Annotated in this window: 16 protein-coding genes; 12 read left to right on the forward strand and 4 right to left on the reverse strand. The window is 48.3% G+C overall.

The window, feature by feature from the left end:
* Positions 1–595: 595 nt before the first annotated feature.
* The 8 genes from H6G89_RS18680 (at position 596) to H6G89_RS18715 (ending at position 9,828) form a co-directional block, all read left to right on the forward strand.
* Positions 596–793 (forward strand): hypothetical protein, encoded by a 198-nt coding sequence (locus H6G89_RS18680; RefSeq protein WP_190509173.1) that lies wholly within the window; start codon positions 596–598, stop codon positions 791–793.
* Positions 794–912: 119 nt separating this feature from the next.
* On the forward strand, positions 913–1,365 hold the full coding sequence (locus H6G89_RS18685; RefSeq protein ID WP_190509174.1) for a hypothetical protein: 453 nt from the start codon (positions 913–915) through the stop codon (positions 1,363–1,365).
* Positions 1,366–1,374: 9 nt separating this feature from the next.
* On the forward strand, positions 1,375–2,073 hold the full coding sequence (locus H6G89_RS18690; RefSeq protein ID WP_190509176.1) for a hypothetical protein: 699 nt from the start codon (positions 1,375–1,377) through the stop codon (positions 2,071–2,073).
* 645 nt (positions 2,074–2,718) lie between these two features.
* Positions 2,719–2,892: a hypothetical protein gene (locus H6G89_RS18695; RefSeq protein ID WP_190509178.1), complete on the forward strand. Its 174-nt coding sequence runs from the start codon at positions 2,719–2,721 to the stop codon at positions 2,890–2,892.
* A gap of 88 nt (positions 2,893–2,980) precedes the next feature.
* Positions 2,981–4,063, forward strand: coding sequence for a cyclic nucleotide-binding domain-containing protein (locus tag H6G89_RS18700; RefSeq protein WP_190509180.1), 1,083 nt, complete (start codon positions 2,981–2,983; stop codon positions 4,061–4,063).
* Positions 4,064–4,068: 5 nt separating this feature from the next.
* Complete coding sequence (locus H6G89_RS18705; RefSeq protein WP_190509182.1) at positions 4,069–4,680, forward strand: hypothetical protein; 612 nt, start codon at positions 4,069–4,071, stop codon at positions 4,678–4,680.
* Entirely contained in the window at positions 4,680–6,905 is a 2,226-nt protein-coding gene (locus H6G89_RS18710) for an NHLP family bacteriocin export ABC transporter peptidase/permease/ATPase subunit (protein ID WP_190509183.1), read from the forward strand. Before H6G89_RS18705 ends, H6G89_RS18710 begins: the two co-directional genes overlap by 1 nt.
* Positions 6,895–9,828, forward strand: a complete 2,934-nt coding sequence (locus H6G89_RS18715) for an NHLP bacteriocin export ABC transporter permease/ATPase subunit (protein ID WP_242060010.1) — start codon at positions 6,895–6,897, stop codon at positions 9,826–9,828. The genes H6G89_RS18710 and H6G89_RS18715 overlap by 11 nt, the downstream gene beginning before the upstream one ends.
* A gap of 17 nt (positions 9,829–9,845) precedes the next feature.
* Here H6G89_RS18715 and H6G89_RS18720 read toward each other — a convergent pair whose 3' ends face one another.
* The gene (locus tag H6G89_RS18720; RefSeq protein ID WP_190509424.1) at positions 9,846–10,808 is read right to left on the reverse strand and encodes a glycine betaine ABC transporter substrate-binding protein; all 963 of its coding nucleotides are present in this window, start codon (positions 10,806–10,808) and stop codon (positions 9,846–9,848) included.
* A gap of 409 nt (positions 10,809–11,217) precedes the next feature.
* Positions 11,218–11,760 (reverse strand): GAF domain-containing protein, encoded by a 543-nt coding sequence (locus H6G89_RS18725; RefSeq protein WP_190509185.1) that lies wholly within the window; start codon positions 11,758–11,760, stop codon positions 11,218–11,220.
* Between the two features lie 448 nt (positions 11,761–12,208).
* Here H6G89_RS18725 and H6G89_RS18730 point away from each other — a divergent pair, with 448 nt between their 5' ends.
* From H6G89_RS18730 to H6G89_RS18745, 4 genes are all read left to right on the forward strand, one after another.
* A complete protein-coding gene (locus H6G89_RS18730) occupies positions 12,209–12,874 on the forward strand; it encodes a hydrolase (RefSeq protein ID WP_190509187.1) in 666 nt (221 codons plus the stop codon).
* A gap of 512 nt (positions 12,875–13,386) precedes the next feature.
* Positions 13,387–14,286, forward strand: a complete 900-nt coding sequence (locus H6G89_RS18735) for an AraC family transcriptional regulator (protein ID WP_190509189.1) — start codon at positions 13,387–13,389, stop codon at positions 14,284–14,286.
* 4 nt (positions 14,287–14,290) lie between these two features.
* Positions 14,291–15,184 carry a helix-turn-helix transcriptional regulator gene (locus H6G89_RS18740; protein ID WP_190509191.1) on the forward strand — a complete coding sequence of 298 codons (894 nt, stop codon included), beginning with the start codon at positions 14,291–14,293 and terminating at the stop codon, positions 15,182–15,184.
* A 4-nt stretch (positions 15,185–15,188) separates the two neighbouring features.
* Positions 15,189–16,097, forward strand: coding sequence for a helix-turn-helix domain-containing protein (locus H6G89_RS18745; RefSeq protein WP_190509193.1), 909 nt, complete (start codon positions 15,189–15,191; stop codon positions 16,095–16,097).
* Positions 16,098–16,404: 307 nt separating this feature from the next.
* Here the strand turns inward: H6G89_RS18745 and H6G89_RS18750 are convergent, their stop codons facing one another.
* Together H6G89_RS18750 and H6G89_RS18755 are read right to left on the reverse strand one after the other, a co-directional pair.
* Positions 16,405–17,034: a response regulator transcription factor gene (locus H6G89_RS18750; RefSeq protein ID WP_190509195.1), complete on the reverse strand. Its 630-nt coding sequence runs from the start codon at positions 17,032–17,034 to the stop codon at positions 16,405–16,407.
* Positions 17,031–20,123 (reverse strand): GAF domain-containing sensor histidine kinase, encoded by a 3,093-nt coding sequence (locus H6G89_RS18755; protein ID WP_190509198.1) that lies wholly within the window; start codon positions 20,121–20,123, stop codon positions 17,031–17,033. Before H6G89_RS18755 ends, H6G89_RS18750 begins: the two co-directional genes overlap by 4 nt.
* Positions 20,124–20,154: the final 31 nt, after the last annotated feature.

The following is a 20,154-nucleotide window of genomic DNA, read 5'->3' on the forward strand; positions in this document are numbered from 1 at the left end:
TTTGAATTAAAGCGTGAGACAAGGAAAACGAAACGGATGGATTTGAAGCCTTTTTAAGTAAGCAATTATGCTTATCTCTCAAAATCTTATCCCCAATAATGAACCAGTATTGGGGATAGAGAACTTCTAAGACAAGTACGGATTCTGTGATCAGGCAAAAGACTATGGTCACTGAAACCATAAGTTTGCCGTCTCGGAAGCTCTATGCTTTCACAGTTAAAGGGAAATGCTTGAGATCAGGGCAAGACCCTTGTGGTAGTGCTCTGGAGGAAAGGATGGTGAGAGAGTGCGAAATGCCAATGCGTATACCCTCTCACTCTCGCTCTCTTAGTTCCCATCCTTTCCTAAAGTAGGACTACCCGGCAAGTTTGTCGTGTCAATCATGGAACCCACTCCGATGCCTGCCAAACGTAATAATCAGGCTTTCAGCTATTATGGTGGCAAGCTTATGCTTGCACTGGTGGTCAGCTTATGGTTTCAGTCAGACTTTACACTAGATTAGAAGCCCTTTCAGGCTCAATATCAGGCTGTACAAGCCGAAGATTGAGTGAAATAGCTTCATGATGTTACTGGTATTTAGTGACGAGGAACCGCCATGGCGTTGCTTGCCCATTTTCAACCTCTCCTCAATGCTGATCGTCTCTGGCATTGGTTTAGTCATGCCTGGGCGGCCTACACTGCTGCCGATTTGAATCACTCCTTACTGGGTAATGACCAGGCTGCACCCTATGAGCGATCCGGTATTGGTATTGGTATTGGAAGTGGTATTGATTTAGAAGTGGGTGGAAGCTAATGTCAAATTCTGCATCGAAGCGTATATCTCGTCGGGGGAATCGCTCTACATCACAATCGACTCCTGGTGGAAACAGCTCCAAAAAACGAGCACTTCCTGAGAAATGCCGTAAATGTTCAATGCTGTCAGCTGAACAGGCACAGGCATTACACGGCAAAGAAGGCGATGATTGTTGGAATCCGGCTGTTTGCTATAGCCGCAGATCTTATGCCAGACACCGCGATCGCATCAACCAGACGCGCAGTCGCAAACGCAAGGAAGGAGAGCTAGAACATATTCCAGTTCAATTTGAACCGTTAAATCAGGTGGTGTTTGGGGTGCTAGTTGTCTATCGGCGGACGGGATCGGATACACCAGTTCACGCCATTGGGGCAGAAATTTGGCAGGGACAGGAAAAAGTGGCGATCGTACCTCCTGTTCACTGTGCAGGCATGGTACCCAGTCAGGTTCATACTTATGTGGGGAAGATGCTGGGTGTGTTGGAGGAACGTTATGGCGTCCGCAAATTTGCTAGCCAGACGCAACTTGACCCAGGTCTGTGTGCGATTCGACCCTGCCCGTTGCATGGATGAGGTGAGGGGATGAAACCGATTGAGCAACTAGAGTTACCGTTATGGGAGATGTTGCAGGAGGCAACGATCGCCCCTGATGAAGCGGATTTACAGCAATTGCTCAACGTGCTGGATGAGTCTTTGTTGCAGTTAGATGTCCCCGGACAGTTACAGGTAGCGGCAGAGGCGATCGCCCAGATTGTGGCTCTCTTTCAGGAGCGATCGATGTTGGCATTTGAGGAGTTGGAGGCGACAAACAGCGATGAAGGTCCGGTGATGCCTCACGATGCCTTTGATCGTTATGTCAGGCAGACGATGGAGGTTGATTTTGAGCAGTTTATCGAACCGCTAGCGAGCCTACCCCGAAAACCTCCGGAGCGTAGTGGTGAAGTTGCCCCGACTGGGTCGGTGGTGGGCGAATTGGATCAAGTTGCTCTACTGCAAGCCCTCGATGAGCAGATGAAGGAGCATCCGGGATTGACCGAAGTTGAGGCGTTTAATCAGGCAATGGCGATCGCCCATGATGAAGATGTGTCGAACTGGATAGGGGCGATCGCAACCTGGATGAATGAGCGACAGACGGAAGTGGCTCCTTTGATGCAGATTCAACAAGCTATGGAGATGCCCCTGGTGCAACTGTGGTTGGCTTTACTGCTAGGAGGCTTTGCCCTCGAACAACGGGGAGAATTTTATGAAACAGGGCAAATCTGGGTTTTAGGGCGACATTAATGAAGCCAATGAAACCGCAAAGTTTAAGGTTATACCGAATTTAATGTTTGATTGTGGCAGATCATTGGGTAGGGGCGTTTCGCGAAACGCCCTTACGGAATCATGTGCAGCGAAGCCAATTCAAATTGGTATTAGAACGAAGTTAAACTACTGCCAGAGTTTTTACCTTACACTCTACCAGTTTCTGCAATTGAAGATTGCTGTAGAAAGTAGAAGTTGGAAGTATTCAGTAATAAAGTGTAAAACAAATAAAGTGTAAAACAATGGCAAGAAGTTATCAGAAATGACAATATTGGACAAGAATAAAATAAATGAGCCATCTATTGTTATGAACAAAGGTAAGACAGTTAGATTACCAAGTGTTAAGACGATAAGCTTAGATGGTTATGCTCCGTTCTTATTTCATGCAGTTGATATTGCAATGTAACTGAGCAAGTTCAGCGATCAGAAGAAAGAGTGTACTACGAGCTGATTCAGTGGGATCGTAGAAGTCTTTTTGAGAAGACCGAGATTTCTAACATTGTCAACAATGCTAGGTAGATCGTAAGTCTTACATACTTTTCTACGTCCTGCCTCACTTGACTAATTTAACTTGCCTTTGTTCCTGTAATACGGTTAAACATTCTTCAACAAGAGGACAATCCCATGGCTGAGAAAAAGGAAGAGCAACAAATTCCTGCTAGTGAAGAGCTTTCAGATCAACAGTTGAACAGTGTTGCAGGTGGAACTAGCAGACCACCGTCTGGAGACTTAAATCCTAGCGATTTGAACAACCCTACAGTTGATACAAGTGATGTAATTAACCCTACATCCAAATAGGGTTATAGCGGTTACAACTAAGTTGTCATAGGGGTGGGTATTGCTTCTCAGGAAGTGTCCACCCCTGATTGTGCTGAAGCATTAAGATATGGCAGAGGTTTTACTAAAAGAGTTAAGTAATGCTGACCTCAATTGGCTAATGGCGACGGGTCAACGCCAGGAATTGTTGGCTGGAACAGTGCTTCTGCAAGCTGAAGCCGAATCGGACGCGCTGTATATCTTACTTGCTGGCAGCTTATCGATTTGTATCGATCTACCTGAGCCGGGTGCAACGGATCATTTAACGGCTTCACCTGATCAGACGCAAGAAATTATTCGGCTTACACAGGGGGACATTGTTGGAGAGACATTACTCTTCCAATTGCGCCCTCTCGCCGCCACGGTTAAAGTTGCAGAGGATGCCATTGTGTTAACCGTCTCACAATCACAGCTTGTTGAGAAGTTACACGAGGATAGCTGTTTTAGTACTCATTTGCATCGGGCGATCGCCCTGATAGTGGCTGAAAGATTGCGACGGATGCTGGAGATGCCGCACCAGTTTCGAGGGAGTAGCAACCAGCCTGTCAAAGAGGCGATCGTTGTATTTGGAGAGATGCGAGATAGTGATGTTGATTGGCTTATTTCAGTAGGGCATCTTGAAAAGCTGTTGCCCAATCAAGTTTTGATTCAACCGGGTAGACCCTTAGATGCTCTTTACATCATCCTGGATGGGCTATTGTCGTTGGCTGTTTCAGAGGGAGAGTTTAACCCCCTGACGTATTGCTTTCAGTGTGCTCAAGCGAACGCAAGTTCTGAGAAAGTGATTGATTATTTATCCAGAGGTGAAATGAGTGGAACCATTAGCTTCCTGGATTTTCGCCCCACGCCGATTACGGTGAAGGCGGTGAAGGAATCACTTGTCCTATCGATCCCACGTCAGCAACTCACACTGAAGCTTCAGCAGGACTGGCGATTTGCCTCACGCTTTTATCGAGTTATGGCGATTCAGCTTGCAGAAACCTGGCAGACTGTAGTGGAGCGGTTGAACGGTTCTCAGCAATTCTATAGTTCTCATCATGACATTGATGCAAGTGCAGAATACGATGATGAATTAAATTTTGATTCTCTGTATCAAGTCGCTCAGGGCGCAGCCCGCTTTAACTGGATGTTAAAACGTCTGGGAGTAGTTTAAGAACAATGGGTGATCAGTCACGCAGCATTTTTCGGCAGGAATCGTTAGAGCGGTTGTCGTCTCCAGAGCAGTTAGACCAACTGATGCAAGTTGTTAATGCTAAAAGTTGGTTGTCGTTGGCAACTCTCGGTTCGCTGATGTTTCTGGCATTGCTCTGGAGTGTTTTAGGGCGCATTCCGATCGCTGTCACAGGACGCGGCATCCTGGTTTATTCCTCAAATTCTGCTTCTGAGTTAGTGGCTCTGACTTATTTTGAACCGGACACCGGAGAACAGATCCAACCCGGTATGGAAGTTATGCTTGTGCCGAATGGGACGAGTGCTGAGTCAGCCAATCGCTTCGTTGGTCGAGTAGAATCGGTTTCGCTTTCCTCTGTTACGACTCTGGATGCTGCTCGTCAAGTTGATGCAGCTTCCTTAGATCAGGAGGCGATCGCTGTGTTAGTGCGGCTAGAACGGGATCCCTCTGACGGCAGCGGCTACCGCTGGTCTTCTGCCAGCAATCATCCCCCCAATCTGGCTCCCGGTATGACAACGACCGCACGCATCACCCTGGCTCAAAAAGCTCCGATCGCCTTTGCGTTCCCGTTTCTAGATACATCCCAATCATCCCAATAATGTTTATCAATCCCTTTCATCGTCAGGCATCACAACCTCAGCAGGGGCGCGTCAGAACGCCGACGGTTTTGCAGATGGAAGCGGTTGAGTGTGGAGCAGCGTCTTTGAGTATGATCTTGGGCTACTACGGCAGATATGTGCCCCTGGCAGAACTGCGAGAAGCCTGTGGAGTCTCTCGTGATGGGGTCACCGCTGCCAACATTTTGAAGGCGGCTCGACAATATGGGTTGGTTGCCAAGGGATTTAAGAAGAGTCTGGAGAGTCTGCGGCAGTTGCGTCCTCCATTCATCGTGTTTTGGCAGTTTAACCATTTTTTGGTGGTGGATGGATTTAGGGGCGATCGCGTCTATTTGAACAATCCTGCTGCCGGCCCCATGACCGTCTCCGACCCAGAATTTGATGAAGGGTATACGGGTGTCGTTTTGGTGCTAGAGCCAGGGGCAGAGTTTCAACGGGGCGGTAAAAAGCCTGGAATTGTTCCTGCTCTCGTCAGTCGCTTGAGAGGCTCTGTTGGTGCACTGCTCTATTGCGTCGTTGCCGGTTTTTTGTTGGTCATTCCCAATCTTGCGTTGCCTGTTTTTAGTCAGGTTTTTATCGACAGTGTTTTAATCAATGGCAGACAAGACTGGCTTCCCTACATTCTTTTGGGGGTGCTGTTAGCAGTGGGTCTTCAGGGGTTACTGACCCTGCTCCAACTTCGTTACCTGCGTGGGTTAAAAATTAAGCTAGCGGTGAGTCTGTCTAGCCGCTTTCTCTGGCATGTGCTGTGCTTACCCGTTAATTTCTATGCTCAACGGTACGCCGGAGAAATTAGCAGTCGAGTTAACTTAAACGATGCCGTCGCTGATGTGTTGTCGGGTCGCCTCACTACAACGATTATTAGTGCTGTGTTGGTGGTCTTTTATGCGATCGCCATGTTGCAGTACGACCTTGTTTTAACACTCATTGTGATTTTCTTTTCGGCTATAAATGTGTTGACGTTGCAATGGGTAGCGCGGCAGCGCATTGATGCCAACTTGAGACTGGCACAGGATTATGGCAAGGCTTCTGGAGTGGCGATCGCCGGATTGCAAAGTATGGAAACCCTGAAAGCATCTGGATTAGAGTCAGACTTTTTTGCCCGATGGGCAGGTTATTACACCAAAGCCATTAACGCTCAGCAAGAGTTGGGCATCATCAGCAAGGCTCTGGGAATTTTGCCATCGCTATTGTCGGCTCTGACAGCTTTGTGTCTATTGGCGATCGGTGGTTGGCAGGTGATCAACGGCAGACTCAGTATCGGAATGCTGGTGGCGTTTCAATTGTTGACGGTCAGCTTTCAGCAACCTGTGAATCGACTAGTACGCTTTGGCAGTACGTTGCAAGATTTGCAGGGCAATTTACAACGCCTGGATGACGTTTTGAGCAATGCGATTGATCCCCAACTGATTGACCAGGCACCTGATCCAGTGGCAACTCAGTACGCTACCCCGGTTAAAACTCCGACTCATCGATTGCAGGGGTATATCGATTTGAAAGATATTACCTATGGCTATAATCCGCTGGAATCACCGCTGATTGAGAACTTTAACCTGTCTGTGAAACCCGGACAGCGTATCGCTTTGGTAGGGGGGAGTGGTTCTGGAAAATCAACCCTGGCAAAGGTGATTGCCGGATTGTTTGAACCCTGGTCTGGAACAATTTATTTTGATGGCGTTGAGAAACAAAACATTGCGCGATCGATTTTAACGAATTCAATTGCTGTCGTTGAGCAAGAGATTTTGTTGTTTGCGGGTACAGTGCGAGATAATTTGACCCTGTGGGATACGACTGTGCCTGATGCAGCTTTACGGCGAGCCTGCCAGGATGCGGCGATCGAAGAGGTCATTCTTGCGGCTCCGGGTGGGTACGATGCGCTTTTATTGGAGGGGGCTAGCAACCTCAGCGGCGGACAACGACAACGACTAGAAATTGCCAGAGCGTTAGTTAACAATCCTTCCATTGTGATTATGGATGAAGCCACCAGTGCTCTGGATACGGAGTCAGAAAGGTTGATTGATCTAAGGTTGCGACAACGTGGCTGCACCTGTTTGATAGTCGCACATCGCCTCAGTACCATTCGTGATTGCGATGAAATTGTCGTGTTGGAGCGGGGTAAGGTTGTGCAGCGTGGTACCCATGATGAATTGTGGAAACAGGCTGGTTACTACGCTCAGTTGATTCAGAGTGAAGGTGATGCCAGTTAATATGGAACACACAGCGATGAACGTAGAACAAGCGCAGCGATCGCCCCAAAACACTCGTCTACACTCCATGAGAGGCAATGAACTGTTGCTGCTCACAGATCCTGGGATGCTGTGGGTTGTGCAGTCTGGCTCCCTTGCGGTGTTTGCAGTTCGCATAACTGACGGTGTGGTAGAAGGCGATCGCCATTACCTCTTCAGCGTTCTACCAGAGGGAGTTTTGTTGGGTGCAGGGCACTGTCCATCCCAGACGAGTTTGGGGTTGGTGGCGGTTGCACTGGAGCCAACGGAATTGGTTGAAGTGAGCTTTTTCCATCCCTCCTGGGTGCCTGCGTTGGAGCGTTGGATGGTGCAGTTAGGTCAGATTAGTGGCTTGCCGCGCCCGCAAATCACAACGCTGTTGCCTCAAACTCAGTATCTCTCGCTCGACAAAGGACAGGTCTATCAGCCTACAAGTTTTCCCAGCGTGTGGGTTGCGATTCAACAGGGCAGTGCCTGCTGGATGGGGTATAAAACCCTGCTGCTCAATTCCGGCTCTGAGTTTCCTTTGAGTGACCATTTGTGGTTAGAGGCAGAGGAGCATCTGGAGTTGTTCATCCAACCGATATCTGAAGTTGTAGAGTCCGCCATACCAGTGAGCGATCGCCTGTTACAGGGATTGGCTCAGTTGCAGATTCACTGTTTGCAGTCGGTTGAACAGATGCTCATCGCAGAAGATGAAGCTGCTTGCTTGCGATTTCAGGCGCGACAACAACTCAATCGACACATTGCACAGACCACCATTCGCAATCTGGTGTCGGTTCTGAAACCACAGGAACCCATCATTGACCAAGACCCGCTATTAATTGCAGCGGGGGCGATTGGCAGGGCGTTGGGGGTTAAGATTGAGCCACCGATGAAATCGGAAAACCTTGACCGTGTCAAAGAGCCACTAGAGGCGATCGCCCGTGCTTCGCATCTGCGGTTACGGCGAGTGTTGTTGCGCGATCGCTGGTGGCAAAAAGACGCAGGACCCATCTTGGCATATCGGCGAATGACCAAACATCCCGTAGCTCTGTTGCCCGTTGCAGGGGATGGTTATCAGTTATTAGATCCAGTGCAAAACGGTTCGATCGATCAGCCCTACGCAAGACTCAAGGTGAATGAAGCGATCGCGGCTACGCTGGATCCAATCGCTTATATGTTTTATCAACCCCTTCCGGATGGGGTGCTAAAGGCGATCGATTTGCTGAAGTTTGCTCTGAGAGGTCGTACCTCAGACCTCTTTCGTATCGTATGGACAGGAGTTGCAGTGACGGTGTTGGGGATGTTAGTACCTCAACTGACGGCAGTTTTAATTGATCAGGTGATTCCGACAGGTAGTGTTGAGTTACTCCTGCAAATGGTGTTAGGGTTGCTGGCAGCAGCCTTTGGAGGAGCCAGCTTTCAATTAGCTCAGGCGATCGCTTCTATGCGGCTTGAAACGATGTCGGATGCGTCGTTACAGGCAGCTGTTTGGGATCGGTTGTTAACGTTGAAAACTTCTTTTTTTCGTCAATATGCGATCGGAGATTTAAACTCCAGGGTGTCTGGTATCAGTGCAATTCGTCGTAAGCTCAGTGGAACAACCCTACAAACTATTTTTACAGGCATATTTTCACTCTTAAATTTAGGGTTGCTGTTCTATTACAGTACTCAACTCGCAACACTGGCACTACTCGTTGCCGTGGTTATTGTGGCATTTACACTTTTATCTGGAGTATTCTTAGTTCGGCAAAACCGCACATTAATGGAGTTAGAAGGTCAGTTGTTTGGAGTTGTCGTTCAACTGATCAATGGCATCCCTAAACTCCGAATTGCAGGTGTAGAAGAACGGGCGTTTGCTTACTGGGGACAAACCTATACTCAACAACTGCGGTTGATGTTGAGTACGCAATATCTGGAGGATGTGGTTGCCGTGTTCAATACCGTCCTGCCACCGTTAACCGCAGCCCTGATCTTCTGGTTGGCCAGTACTCTTGTCACGGCAACAGATGTCACATCTGGTTTGTCGGTTGGCTCTTTTTTAGCCTTCAATGTGGCATTTGGCACGTTTATCGGGGGAGTGACCAGTCTGAGTTTGACATTGACGGAAGTGTTGGATGTGATTCCGCTATGGCAGCGATCGCGACCCATTCTCACCGCAGAACCCGAAACGGATGCGAATAAGGCTGATCCGGGGCCGCTTTCGGGCAGTATTCGAGTCGATCGTGTCAGCTTCCGCTACCGCACAGAGGGGGCATTCATTCTCAATGAGGTGAGCATTCAGGCTCAACCGGGAGAATTTATTGCACTGGTGGGTCCGTCGGGTTCCGGTAAGTCAACCATTTTGCGATTATTGCTAGGGTTTGAATCGCCCAGTTCTGGGACGGTTTACTATGATGGTCAGGATTTAGCTGGCTTAAATGTGGCAGCCGTACGTCGTCAGTTGGGAGTTGTGTTACAAAACGGTCGGATCAATTCAGGCTCCATCTTCGAGAACATTGCTAGTGGTGCGTTGATCACGCTGGATGAAGCCTGGACTGCGGCTGAAAATAGTGGATTAGCAGATGACATTCGGGCAATGCCGATGCAAATGCACACCGTGATTAGCGAGGGTGGCACCAACCTGTCTGGTGGACAACGGCAACGGCTTGTCATTGCTCGCGCACTGGCACTTAAACCGCGCATTTTATTGCTTGACGAGGCAACCAGTGCATTGGATAACAAAACTCAGGCGATCGTGAGTCAAAGTCTCGACAAATTGAAGGTAACGCGAGTTGTGGTTGCCCATCGATTGAGTACGATTCGCCATGCCGATCGCATTTATGTGTTAGAAGCGGGGCAGGTAGTGCAGCAAGGACGATTTGACGAACTCGCCAGTCAACCCGGTCTGTTTGCTCAATTGATCAATCGACAACTCACCTGAAATTTGAGTATCTGAGATCAGGTTGACCAGGATTGAACTCTGTCGGGGTTGGCTGTCATCCATCGTGTAGCTGCTTCACGGGGAGAAAGGTTTTCCATCTGGGTTAGATAGTCCATCTCGGTGACAGAAGCTACATCCAGTCGAACTCGTCGCAGGGTTTCAACCAGACTCGACGGAAAGCGATCGGGGAAATCTTTGGTTACCACTAAAGAACAGCGATCGGGACTCGGAAAAACGCCCAGTGGGTCATTTAGACGACGAATCGCATAAGCACGGTTCAGGTATTGTGGTTGCCAGAGGGGAATGATTACCCCCCGTTCAGCCGACACCCCCCGTTCATAAGCATCAATCCATTCCTGCTCTGTTCCAGCCTGAAAGCGATATCCAGCAGCCTGCAAATTGTAACGGGTCATCACGCTTTGAGACAGGCGAGTAATTCCGGCTCCTGAACCAATGCTTTGAATCTGTTTGATCATGAGCGGTGAAATTTCAGGGCGAGCCAGGTCAGCGATCGAGCGAACATCATCTGGTAAGTAATCAGGCACACCCCAAAAGAACAGAGCATCGTCGTATAAGCTACCCAATTCCATGGTGCTTGCACCATATTGAGCAAAGAGAGGACCATGTCCCGTGGGGAGCCACACCGCAACGAGCATATCTAACTCACCCTGTCCCAGGACAGGGTAGATCTCAGCATGGGAACCCTGGATAATCTCAACAGCATAGCCCTGAGCTTCAAGAATGTTTTGAATTAGTCCACCAACAACTTGGTAAAAGGAAAGACTAATGACGCCCATTCGGATCGCTGAACGTGTGCTCGGCTCTGCCGGAGTTGCCAGAGAATCTGCATGGCTGATCAGCCCAGTAACAGTGGCTGAGCTAGTTGCGATCGCCGCTAATTTGAGAAAACTGCGTCGGCTCGTTTGGATCAACGGACGGCTTAAAAAGTCCAGATTCTTGGGAGGGGGTTTCTGTGGCATATGAGGTTCCTTTGCAAATCAAGTCTTATCGCAACCGAAGGCTTGGCCAGGATGGGGTGCAGGGGTGGAATTCCTGACTAGGGGCGAAGCCCCTGCATCCCTCGTTTCAACTGTCTCGATAGTTGCTATACCCGACAGTTGCTATAACAGTGAAGTCAGTTGTTTGCTGTTCGTCTTGCCGTACATGATGAACTCAACCCGCATTGACATGATTCAACGGTTATATCGGGCTATGGTTGTATCGGGCTATGGTTGTATCGGGTTATGGTTGTATCGGGCGATCGCCCATCGTGTAGTCAGGGTACTAGTACAGCAAAAAATAAGTTTTGAAAGGGGTGAAGAGGTGGAACCTCTTCTTGGGGGCGAAGCCCCCAAACCCCCTACATTGCAGAACTTTGTGTTCGCAACACTAGTGCATGAAAATATTTGTGCAGTTAAACATTGCTTCTGACATGGTTAATAAATGCAGCCGGATCTCAATCTGGCGCATCGCCTGTTGACTAAGTAACTTGAGTGCGTCAACTTGCCACACCTCAATGGTTCGGGGTTGGTAATCCATCACACACAATGCTCCGATCGCGTGTCCATCAGGAGTCACCATCGGAGACGATGCATAGAACCGAATATGCGGCTCATCTATTACTAATGGATGGCTTGAAAAGCGATCGTCTAATTGGGTATCCGTAATGACTAGAACCTGATTGTATTGAACACTATAGATGCAGAGTGACATTTCTCGCGGCAGTTGAGCGGGCATCTGTCCAACTCTTGCCTTAAACCATTGGCGTTGCTCATCTATCAAGCTTAAAAGGGCGATCGGTGCTTGATAAATCAAGGCAGCAAGGGATACCAACTCCTCAAATGCTGGCTCCGATGCTGTATTTAAGATGTCATATTCGTGCAAGGCGTTTAACCGCTCAGTTTCATAGTCATCAGGTGAAGAAGTAAACATGATTCATCGAACTATTGATGAAGTAAAACTTCTCAAACTAACTTGAAAATAAGCTAAAACATTTTTTAGATCTTGCCTGTTCTTAGTGAATTTGGTCTATTCTTGCGTTCCCTTTCAAAGAGTATGCAATCTTCCCATATCAAACGGCTTACAAGGTTTCGCAAGAATTAATCAAGTTTCGCAGTAACAGACAAGAATTAATTGAATTTACCTCTAATACTATTTTCAGAGGAATGCTGATGCCTCTCCTGGACGATATTCATAGAGTGTAGTGATTTTCATTTCAGCTTTTATGACTAGGGTCTGCAATTTAGCGGCACTTACTTGATCAGGGGAGCCTGATCTGGGGAGTTGCTATGGGAGAGGGTTGCTGAAATCAACGCTAATCCTGGCAATTACACGACTCGTTTGCTGTCTCGTTCAACCGAAAATTCCCGGAGGTATCTAAATGTCTATCCATGATTTATTGACTCCTCAAAACTGCACATTAGTGTTGATCGATCATCAACCACAAATGCTGTTTGGCGTTGCTTCTATGGATCGTCAACTGCTGATCAACAATGCAGTTGGTCTGGCAAAAGCCGCTAAGGTGTTTGATGTACCCGTTATTCTGACCTCGGTTGAAACCAAAAGCTTTAGTGGCTACATTGTGCCGCAGATAACAGAGCAGTTCCCCGACCAAGCCCCGATCGAGCGAACCAGCATGAACTCCTGGGAAGATCCAGGATTTCGGGCAGAAGTGGAGCGAATCGGTCGCAAAAAGTTGGTGATTGCTGCGCTGTGGACAGAGGTGTGTCTTTGCTACCCAGCGATCGAAGCGATTCGTGATGGGTATGAAGTGTATGCGGTGGCAGATGCATCTGGCGGAACCACGATTACTGCACATGACATGGCCATGCAGCGCATGATCCAGGCTGGAGTTGTCCCCGTAACCTGGCAGCAAGTGTTGCTGGAGTGGCAGCGCGACTGGGCACGGAAGGAAACCTACTATCCTACACTCGATGTCGTGAAGGCACATTCGGGTGCTTATGGTACAGGTGTGGAGTATGCCTTTACGATGGTACACGGACAACCCCCCAGCGTTCCAACGCCCGAACCCATTAGGCTAGGTTAATTCAGATGTGTATGCCACGCCGACTGTTTGCATCATCTGATACGAACATTCGCTGTGTGGCACTCGTCTGAAAACCACTGTCAGCCCAATTTCAGTTTTTTGTCTCCGCTAAACTGCCTCACACTCGGGTCATGCCGGGTGTGAATTTTTGTTATGAGTACCTCTGTGACCTGGCTACAAAGCTGTTTCAACCAGTATTTCAGCCATCTTCGCTGCCAAGGCGTGGGTTAAAGTCATTTAGTCGTGTATTGAAGCCGTTGAAATCTCCTAAATCTCCCTCGAAAAAGAAAATTTTTGCCTAAAATGCCTGCAAAGAGCGATCGCTACCCGATCTCAATGACGCAAAAATGGGCAGATTTTTCGCAAGATCAGACGAGCCAAACGTGACGATGACCTCCTATAATCTTGCTCAAAGTCAAAAATCATTAAATTTATAAACTTAAGAAGCATCGGCAACCAAGGTATCTCTGGTTCTGATTGACATAAGCTTTCATATCAATCCGAGCCACCGAATGATGCCAGACCAGTCACCTGTCAAACTCGATCTCACGCAACAAGCCGACATTCTGCAACTGCTTCCTCGTCCGCCACTATTGACCAGTGATGAGGTTGGCTGGAGTCATGTTTTAGTTCAACATCATCGGCAACCCGTCTGGGAAATGCCTGAGAATAGTGTTGCTCAGCATGTGATCGCTCTTCACTGGATGAAGAATGACGTCATGGTCGAGCGGATGATGGATGAAACCAGACGGCAAGAACTGGTGAGCTATGAAAGTTCTGTCATTGTTCCAGCCAATACCCATCATCGCTCTGCATGGGGGCAAGAGGTTGAATTTACCCTATTGATTTTTGAGCCGACCTATCTGGCTCAAATTGCCCATGAAACTGTGAATGGCGATCGCGTCGAACTTGTCCCTCAGTTCACTAAATTGGATCCAGTGATTGCCAGTGTTGGGTCTGCTCTCAAGACAGAACTGGAAACCGAGGGACATTGGGGACGGCTCTATGCTGAGTCTGCTACGACTTTTTTGGCGGCTCATTTGTTGCGGCATTACTGTACTCGAACTCAGTTTCTAAAGGACTATCCAGATGGGTTACCAAAGTACAAACTGCGGCAGGCGATCGCCTACATCCATGAGCATTTGAGTGAGGAGATTTCCTTAGAGGCACTCGCGGCTTATTTGAATATGAGCCAGTATTACTTCTCCCATTTGTTCAAACAATCACTAGGAATATCGCCTTATCAATATGTCTTACGACAACGTGTTGATAAAGCAAAGCAACTATTAAAACGACGAAAATTAACGCTAACTGATGTGGCATTAGAGTGTGGCTTCGCAAATCAAACTCACTTCACTAAACACTTTCGTAAGTTGACAGGTATTACTCCGAGAGCCTATCGGGAGCAGTAAAAACATGTTAGAACAACCTCTAAGCATTGATCTGGCGAAGCAAACAGATGTTCTACAACTCCTTCCTTGTCTGCCTTTGTTGATGAACGAGGCTCGTAGAAGTCATCTTTTGATTCAATATCATCGGCAGCCGATCTGGTCAATGCCAGAAAATAGTACTGCTCAACATGTTGTGGTGGTTCATCAGGAGACGGATAGCCAGGTTCAGGTGAATCGGGTGATGGACGGAAAAAAGCAGAAGGAAACCTTGAGCCATGGAAGCTGTATTGTCATTCCAGCGGATATTTTGCATCAAAGTAGTTGGGAACAGGAGGTTGAGTTTACCTTATTACTGCTCGAACCAACCTATCTAGCTCAAATCGCTCATGAAACAGTGGATAGCGATTGCGTTGAACTCATTCCTCAGTTTGCTAAGCTCGATTCGGTGATTTCTAATATTGGGTTTGCCCTCAAAGCAGAGTTGGATGGCAATGGGGCGAAAGGTCATCTGTATCTCGAATCTGCTACAACTTTTTTGGCGGCTCATCTATTACGCCACTACTGTACTCGAACCCCATCCCTACCGGATTATTCAGGTGGGCTACCGAAATATAAACTCCGCGAGGCGATCGCCTACATCCATGAGCATTTGAGTGAGGAGATTTCTCTAGAAGCGATCGCCTCGCATTTACACATGAGCCAGTACTATTTCTGTCATCTGTTCAAACAATCTATGGGGATATCTCCTTATCAATATGTCCTCAGACAACGGATTGATAAGGCAAAACAGTTATTAAAGCAACGACATTTAGCAATTACAGATGTGGCATTAGAGTGTGGGTTTGCGAACCAAACTCACTTTACAAAACACTTTCGCAAGTTAATGGGGACTACTCCAAAAGCATATCGAGAACTATAAGACGATGCAAACAACCAGTTCACAACTTATCAATGTCAACATTCACGATGCAGTAGAAATGCAGCAAGTGCTGCCTTGTGCTCCTCGTGTCTCTAGCCGATCGCTCGATTGGTCGGGGGTTGTATTGGATTACTATAACCATCCTGGTCATGAAGTACCTGAACATTATGCCCAGCAACACGTTATTGCGGTGACCTTGAGCGAACAGGTTAAACTACACCAGCGGATTGAAACGGACTCTGAGTGCTCAATTTTAGATCGGGGTGACATGGTTATCTGCCCTGCTGGGTTTCAGCGTTGGTGTGCTTGGGAAGACCCGGCAGAATTTTTAGTATTGAGCATTGACCAGAGCACGCTGGCAGAAGCTCTCTATCAAACTGGTGACACCCGACAACTAGAATTAGTGCCTCAACTGAAGTTGAAAGATCGGGTGATTGAACATCTCGTCTTTACCATGGCAAATGAGATTAAAACTGCTCATCCCACTGAGCCGTTTTATATCAATTCCCTCCTGCATCTACTCTACTTTCATCTCCTGCGACATCACACAACTGCAAATGTTGCTGAATTTCCAAAACCATCCCATCCGTCTAAACGGATGTTGTTGAAGGCGATCGAGTATATGCAAGCTAATTTGCACAGTGATCCCGATCTGTTGGCGATCGCTCCTCTCTTAAATACCACATCCTATGAACTCACCCTGTTGTTTCTCGACCTCACAGGTTTAACCCCGTATCAGTATTTAATGCGCTGTCGGATCGAACGTGCTAAACAACTGTTGGCTCACAAAAAACTGTCTATTAAGGAAGTTGCTGCTCAAATTGGGTTCACTACGGTGCATCAATTTAATGCTCAGTTTTTGCGATTGACGGGGATCTCTCCTAATATTTATCGCTCTGAGTACGCGCTGTGAAATGTGGAGAAAATGTAGTGAATTACCCATGGATTGATCTTATACCTTTTTATCGCAGTACTCACTCAGGTTAGGACGGGGTGCAGGGGTGGAATCCCTGGCTGGGGGCGCAGCCCCCACACCCCCTTATGTTCTAATGCATATGCGTAGGGCTATATATGAAGATGCGCCTTATTGTCCCCCCCTGGTTGTTGCCGTTTCCTTTATAGCTGCATTCAACCTGGTTAGGACAAAGGGCTTAAGCCCCTGTTTATCATGGGTGAATTGTCCTAACAATAATGACTCCAAATCGGGTACAGATGGCTTGCTACAAGTTAGCAATTCCTCGTTTGAGAGCAACCAGAACCGCTTGAGTGCGATCGCTCACATTGAGTTTTCGCAAAATGCCATTAATGTGAAACTTAATTGTGCCTTCACTGACATGGAGAGCGGATGCTATGTCCTGGTTTGATTTGCCCTCACACAATAGCGTCAGCACTTGCCGTTCTCGTTCGGTCAGTTGCGGGCTACTCATCCGCTCGGCTAACCGTGCTCCAACCTCCGCCGGAATATATTTTCGTCCAGCATGGACTTGTTGAATCGCGTTGATCAACTCTTCGCGAGAGACGCTTTTCAACAGATAACCTCTGGCACCTGCCTGCAATCCTCGATAAATGTCTTCGTCGCCATCGTAGGTCGTGAGTACGATGATTTGGGCATTGGGATAGTCCTTCAAAATGGCAGCGATCGCCTCTACTCCACCCATATCCGGCATCTTTAAATCCATCAGCACGACATCAGGTTGATGTTGACGAAAGAGTTGCACGGCCTCTGCTCCGGTACTGGCTTCTGCGACAGTTTCAATGCCCGCTGTATATTGAATGATCATAGCTAAACCAGAGCGGACAACCGGATGATCATCCGCCACTAACACTCGGATATTAACGGGGTTGCTCATATCAGGGGAGACTCCACTAATATTTTCGTGCCCTGACCCGGTTGGCTGAGAATGCTGAGGAGAGCACTAATGCGATCGCAGCGTTCATACATTCCCACCAGACCAAAGCCGCCATTCAAGTTGTCTGGATTCGTAGGGGGTGTAAAGCCTCGCCCATCATCGCAAATCGAGAGTGACACCAGATCAGCGGTGTAGGTGAGTTCAATCAAAACCGTTTGTGCCTGTGAGTGTTTTAGGGCGTTGGTTAAGGCTTCTTGCCCAATGCGTAAGAGGTTCATGCCAAGGTAAGGGGACAGTGGGCAGGGATCACCTATGATATTGACTTCCAGAGAGATAGAGGTATTACGGCTCATCTGTTCGACACTGTTGTAGAGCATTTGCGCCAGGTTGGCATATTCGGTTCCGGGGGGATAGAGTGCCCAGACCGAGCGGCGTGCTTCGTCCAATCCATTTTTAGTCAGTTGGCTAACGTGTTGAAGTATGTTTTCTACCGTATCGGGTTCTTGATAAATCAAAGGTTTAGCGACTTCTAACTGAAGTGAGATTCCAGTAAATGCCTGCGCCAGTGTGTCGTGAATGTCGCCAGCGATGCGGTTACGTTCCTCAAATAAAACCGTTTGTTTGGCTTCTTCAAACAGTTGGTTGAGATAACTGGCAAGGGTAAGTTGTTGGCCGAACGTATAAGCCAGTTCGATTTGGGAGGGGCTGAAGTGGCGATCGCCCGGTAACCAGATATCCAGTGATCCAATCGTTTTTTCATTGAGCCGCAGAGGGATGTTCAACAACTGTTGGACTCCGCGTGCTGTGAACCAGGCTACAACATCAATGCCGATCTGTTCAGACACCTGGCGAATCGTTGGATCGGTTGTAACATCCTTAATCAGGCAATAGCAGGGATAATCCAGGGTTTGATCCCACAAGAGACAGGGAAAGCAGGGAAAGTTGTGGTTGCCGGGGTGCCCCGGTTGTTCAGATGGATTTAGGGTATTGCCGCGCCACTGGGTGAGCTTGAGATGAGCCGTGTGGCAATTCTCAGAATGTATCCAGTACTCCACTAATGGGGTTTCAAATTGCTCAGCGACAATTTTTAGAATGTGGGCAATGATCTGATGTGGATTGGCATCGGTGGCAATCGTATTGAGCGATCGCTTCAATGCATCATTGGTTTTGGCAAGTTCTGCGACCCGCTCTTGCTCGGCTTGCGATCGAATTAAGCGTTCCACCAGACGTTGACGCAGGAGGGCAGCCCCGATCGCTCCTGCTCCTGTCATCAAAACATCCATCTCTTGTTCTGACCAGAGGCGGTTATTGACGCAGTTATCGAAGCAGAGACAGCCGAAGTATTCCCTCCCAATGAAAATTGGTGCAATTCCAGAGACTTGGATATCGATACTTGCCAGAGCAGGTCGAATGGATTCTGGATAATCTTCCAGAGACAGACACACTGGATGTCCGGCATGAAGCTTCGCAAAAACCAGGGCAATATCATTATTCATGACCACTTGGGTTGCTGGATCGTCAATTTGACGAGGTGTATGGGGAGTTGTCCATTCCATCAAAACGCGGTGTTGCAGTTGCCCAGGGCAGATCTCCTGCTGCTCCAACAAATTCACCCGATTTGCACCAGCTGCGTCTCCCAACTTATGGAGTGCTTGTGCGATCGCCTGCTCTACATTTGGGTTTTCCAGCAGATTTTGGGTCACTTGAGCCACGACAGACAGGAGGCGATCGCGCTGGGTCAGGGATTCGTTGATAATTGCCAGTTCTATCACCCGCTCTTGAGCGGTTCGCTCCTGCTCTCGTGCGATCGCCGCTTGCATCAGACGTTCTGCCAGTCTTTGCCGTAGTAAAGCTGCTCCAATAGCTCCGGCACCCGCTGTCAAAATGTCCATCTCCTGCTCTGACCAGGGATGGTACTGAAAACAGTCATCAAAGCAGACACAGCCAAAGTAATTCCCCTCGATCAGGATGGGGACGATGCTTCTAGAATGCACGCCAAACTTTGCCCAAAAGGCAGGGGCAGGAGAAGGATAATCTCTTAAGTGCAGGTTGGCAGGTCGTCCGGCATGGAGGTCTGCTGCAATATCGGGGTAGTCATCACTGTAGAGAGAGCGGGTATCTGGATTGTTAATCAACCGTGGAACATTGGAAACCGTCCACTCCAGAATGATGTGGTGTTGAAGTCGTCCCGTATGGGGTTCAGGAGTTTCCTGAAATAGGGTCATACGACTGGCACCAGTCGCTTCTCCCAATTTCTGGAGTCCCTGCGTGATCGCCTGCTCCATATTTGGATTTTCGAGTAGCTCTTGAGCGACCTGCGCCACAACGGATAAGAGACGATAGCTACGCTGCACTTCCTGACTGCGTTGAGTCAGAGCTTCGTTAATCGTGATGAGTTCTGCTGCTCGTTCTTGAGCGGCTTTCTCCTGGGCACGAGCAACGGCAACTTGCTGTGCCTCCTCAGACAAACGGGAGATTTGTAATGCCAGGGCGATGTGGTGTACTAACGCCGTGCATTGTTCTAGCTTGATTTCTGTTGGTTGTTGTAAGCCAGCAAACGCCAAGCCCAGATGTCCTAACGGCTGGTCTGCCACCTTCAGGGGAATTGCTGCCAGCATTCGATGCCCCAGTCTACGGTGCCAGGTGTCAGCAAACGTCCAGTGCTCTGGTGGTGCATCCTCAATGTCAAACCAAAATATTTTCTCGTTCTGACTCATCTCTTCCCAGAGGGGAGATAGATCGGCTGGAACCTTGCGCCAGATCTCTGTTCGTGGGTCAGTTTGCACCTCCAAGATCTCTCCCCACAGCACCATTTCAGCCAAGTCCAAGGTATGGCTGGACGGGTTGTAAACAAAGACAGCTCCACTCACAGCACCCATCGCGTGGATGGCCTGTTGCAGCACTGAGCGTAAAAAGGATTGCAGGCTATTGGCGGTGGTCAATGTTGTGAGCGATCGCTTCAAAACATCATTCGCCTTCATCAGTTCACAGTCTCGCTCCTCAATCGCACGGAGACGTGATCGCAATTCAGCGTTTTCGGCTTCCAGAGCCAGAAGGCGATCGTGCGAAGGAACGGGGACGGTATTCATAGAAGGTTTAGACTTGGAAATCAAACCTCTC

The organism is Oscillatoria sp. FACHB-1407, assembly GCF_014697545.1.
In the GTDB taxonomy this organism is placed as follows: Bacteria; Cyanobacteriota; Cyanobacteriia; order Elainellales; family Elainellaceae; genus FACHB-1407.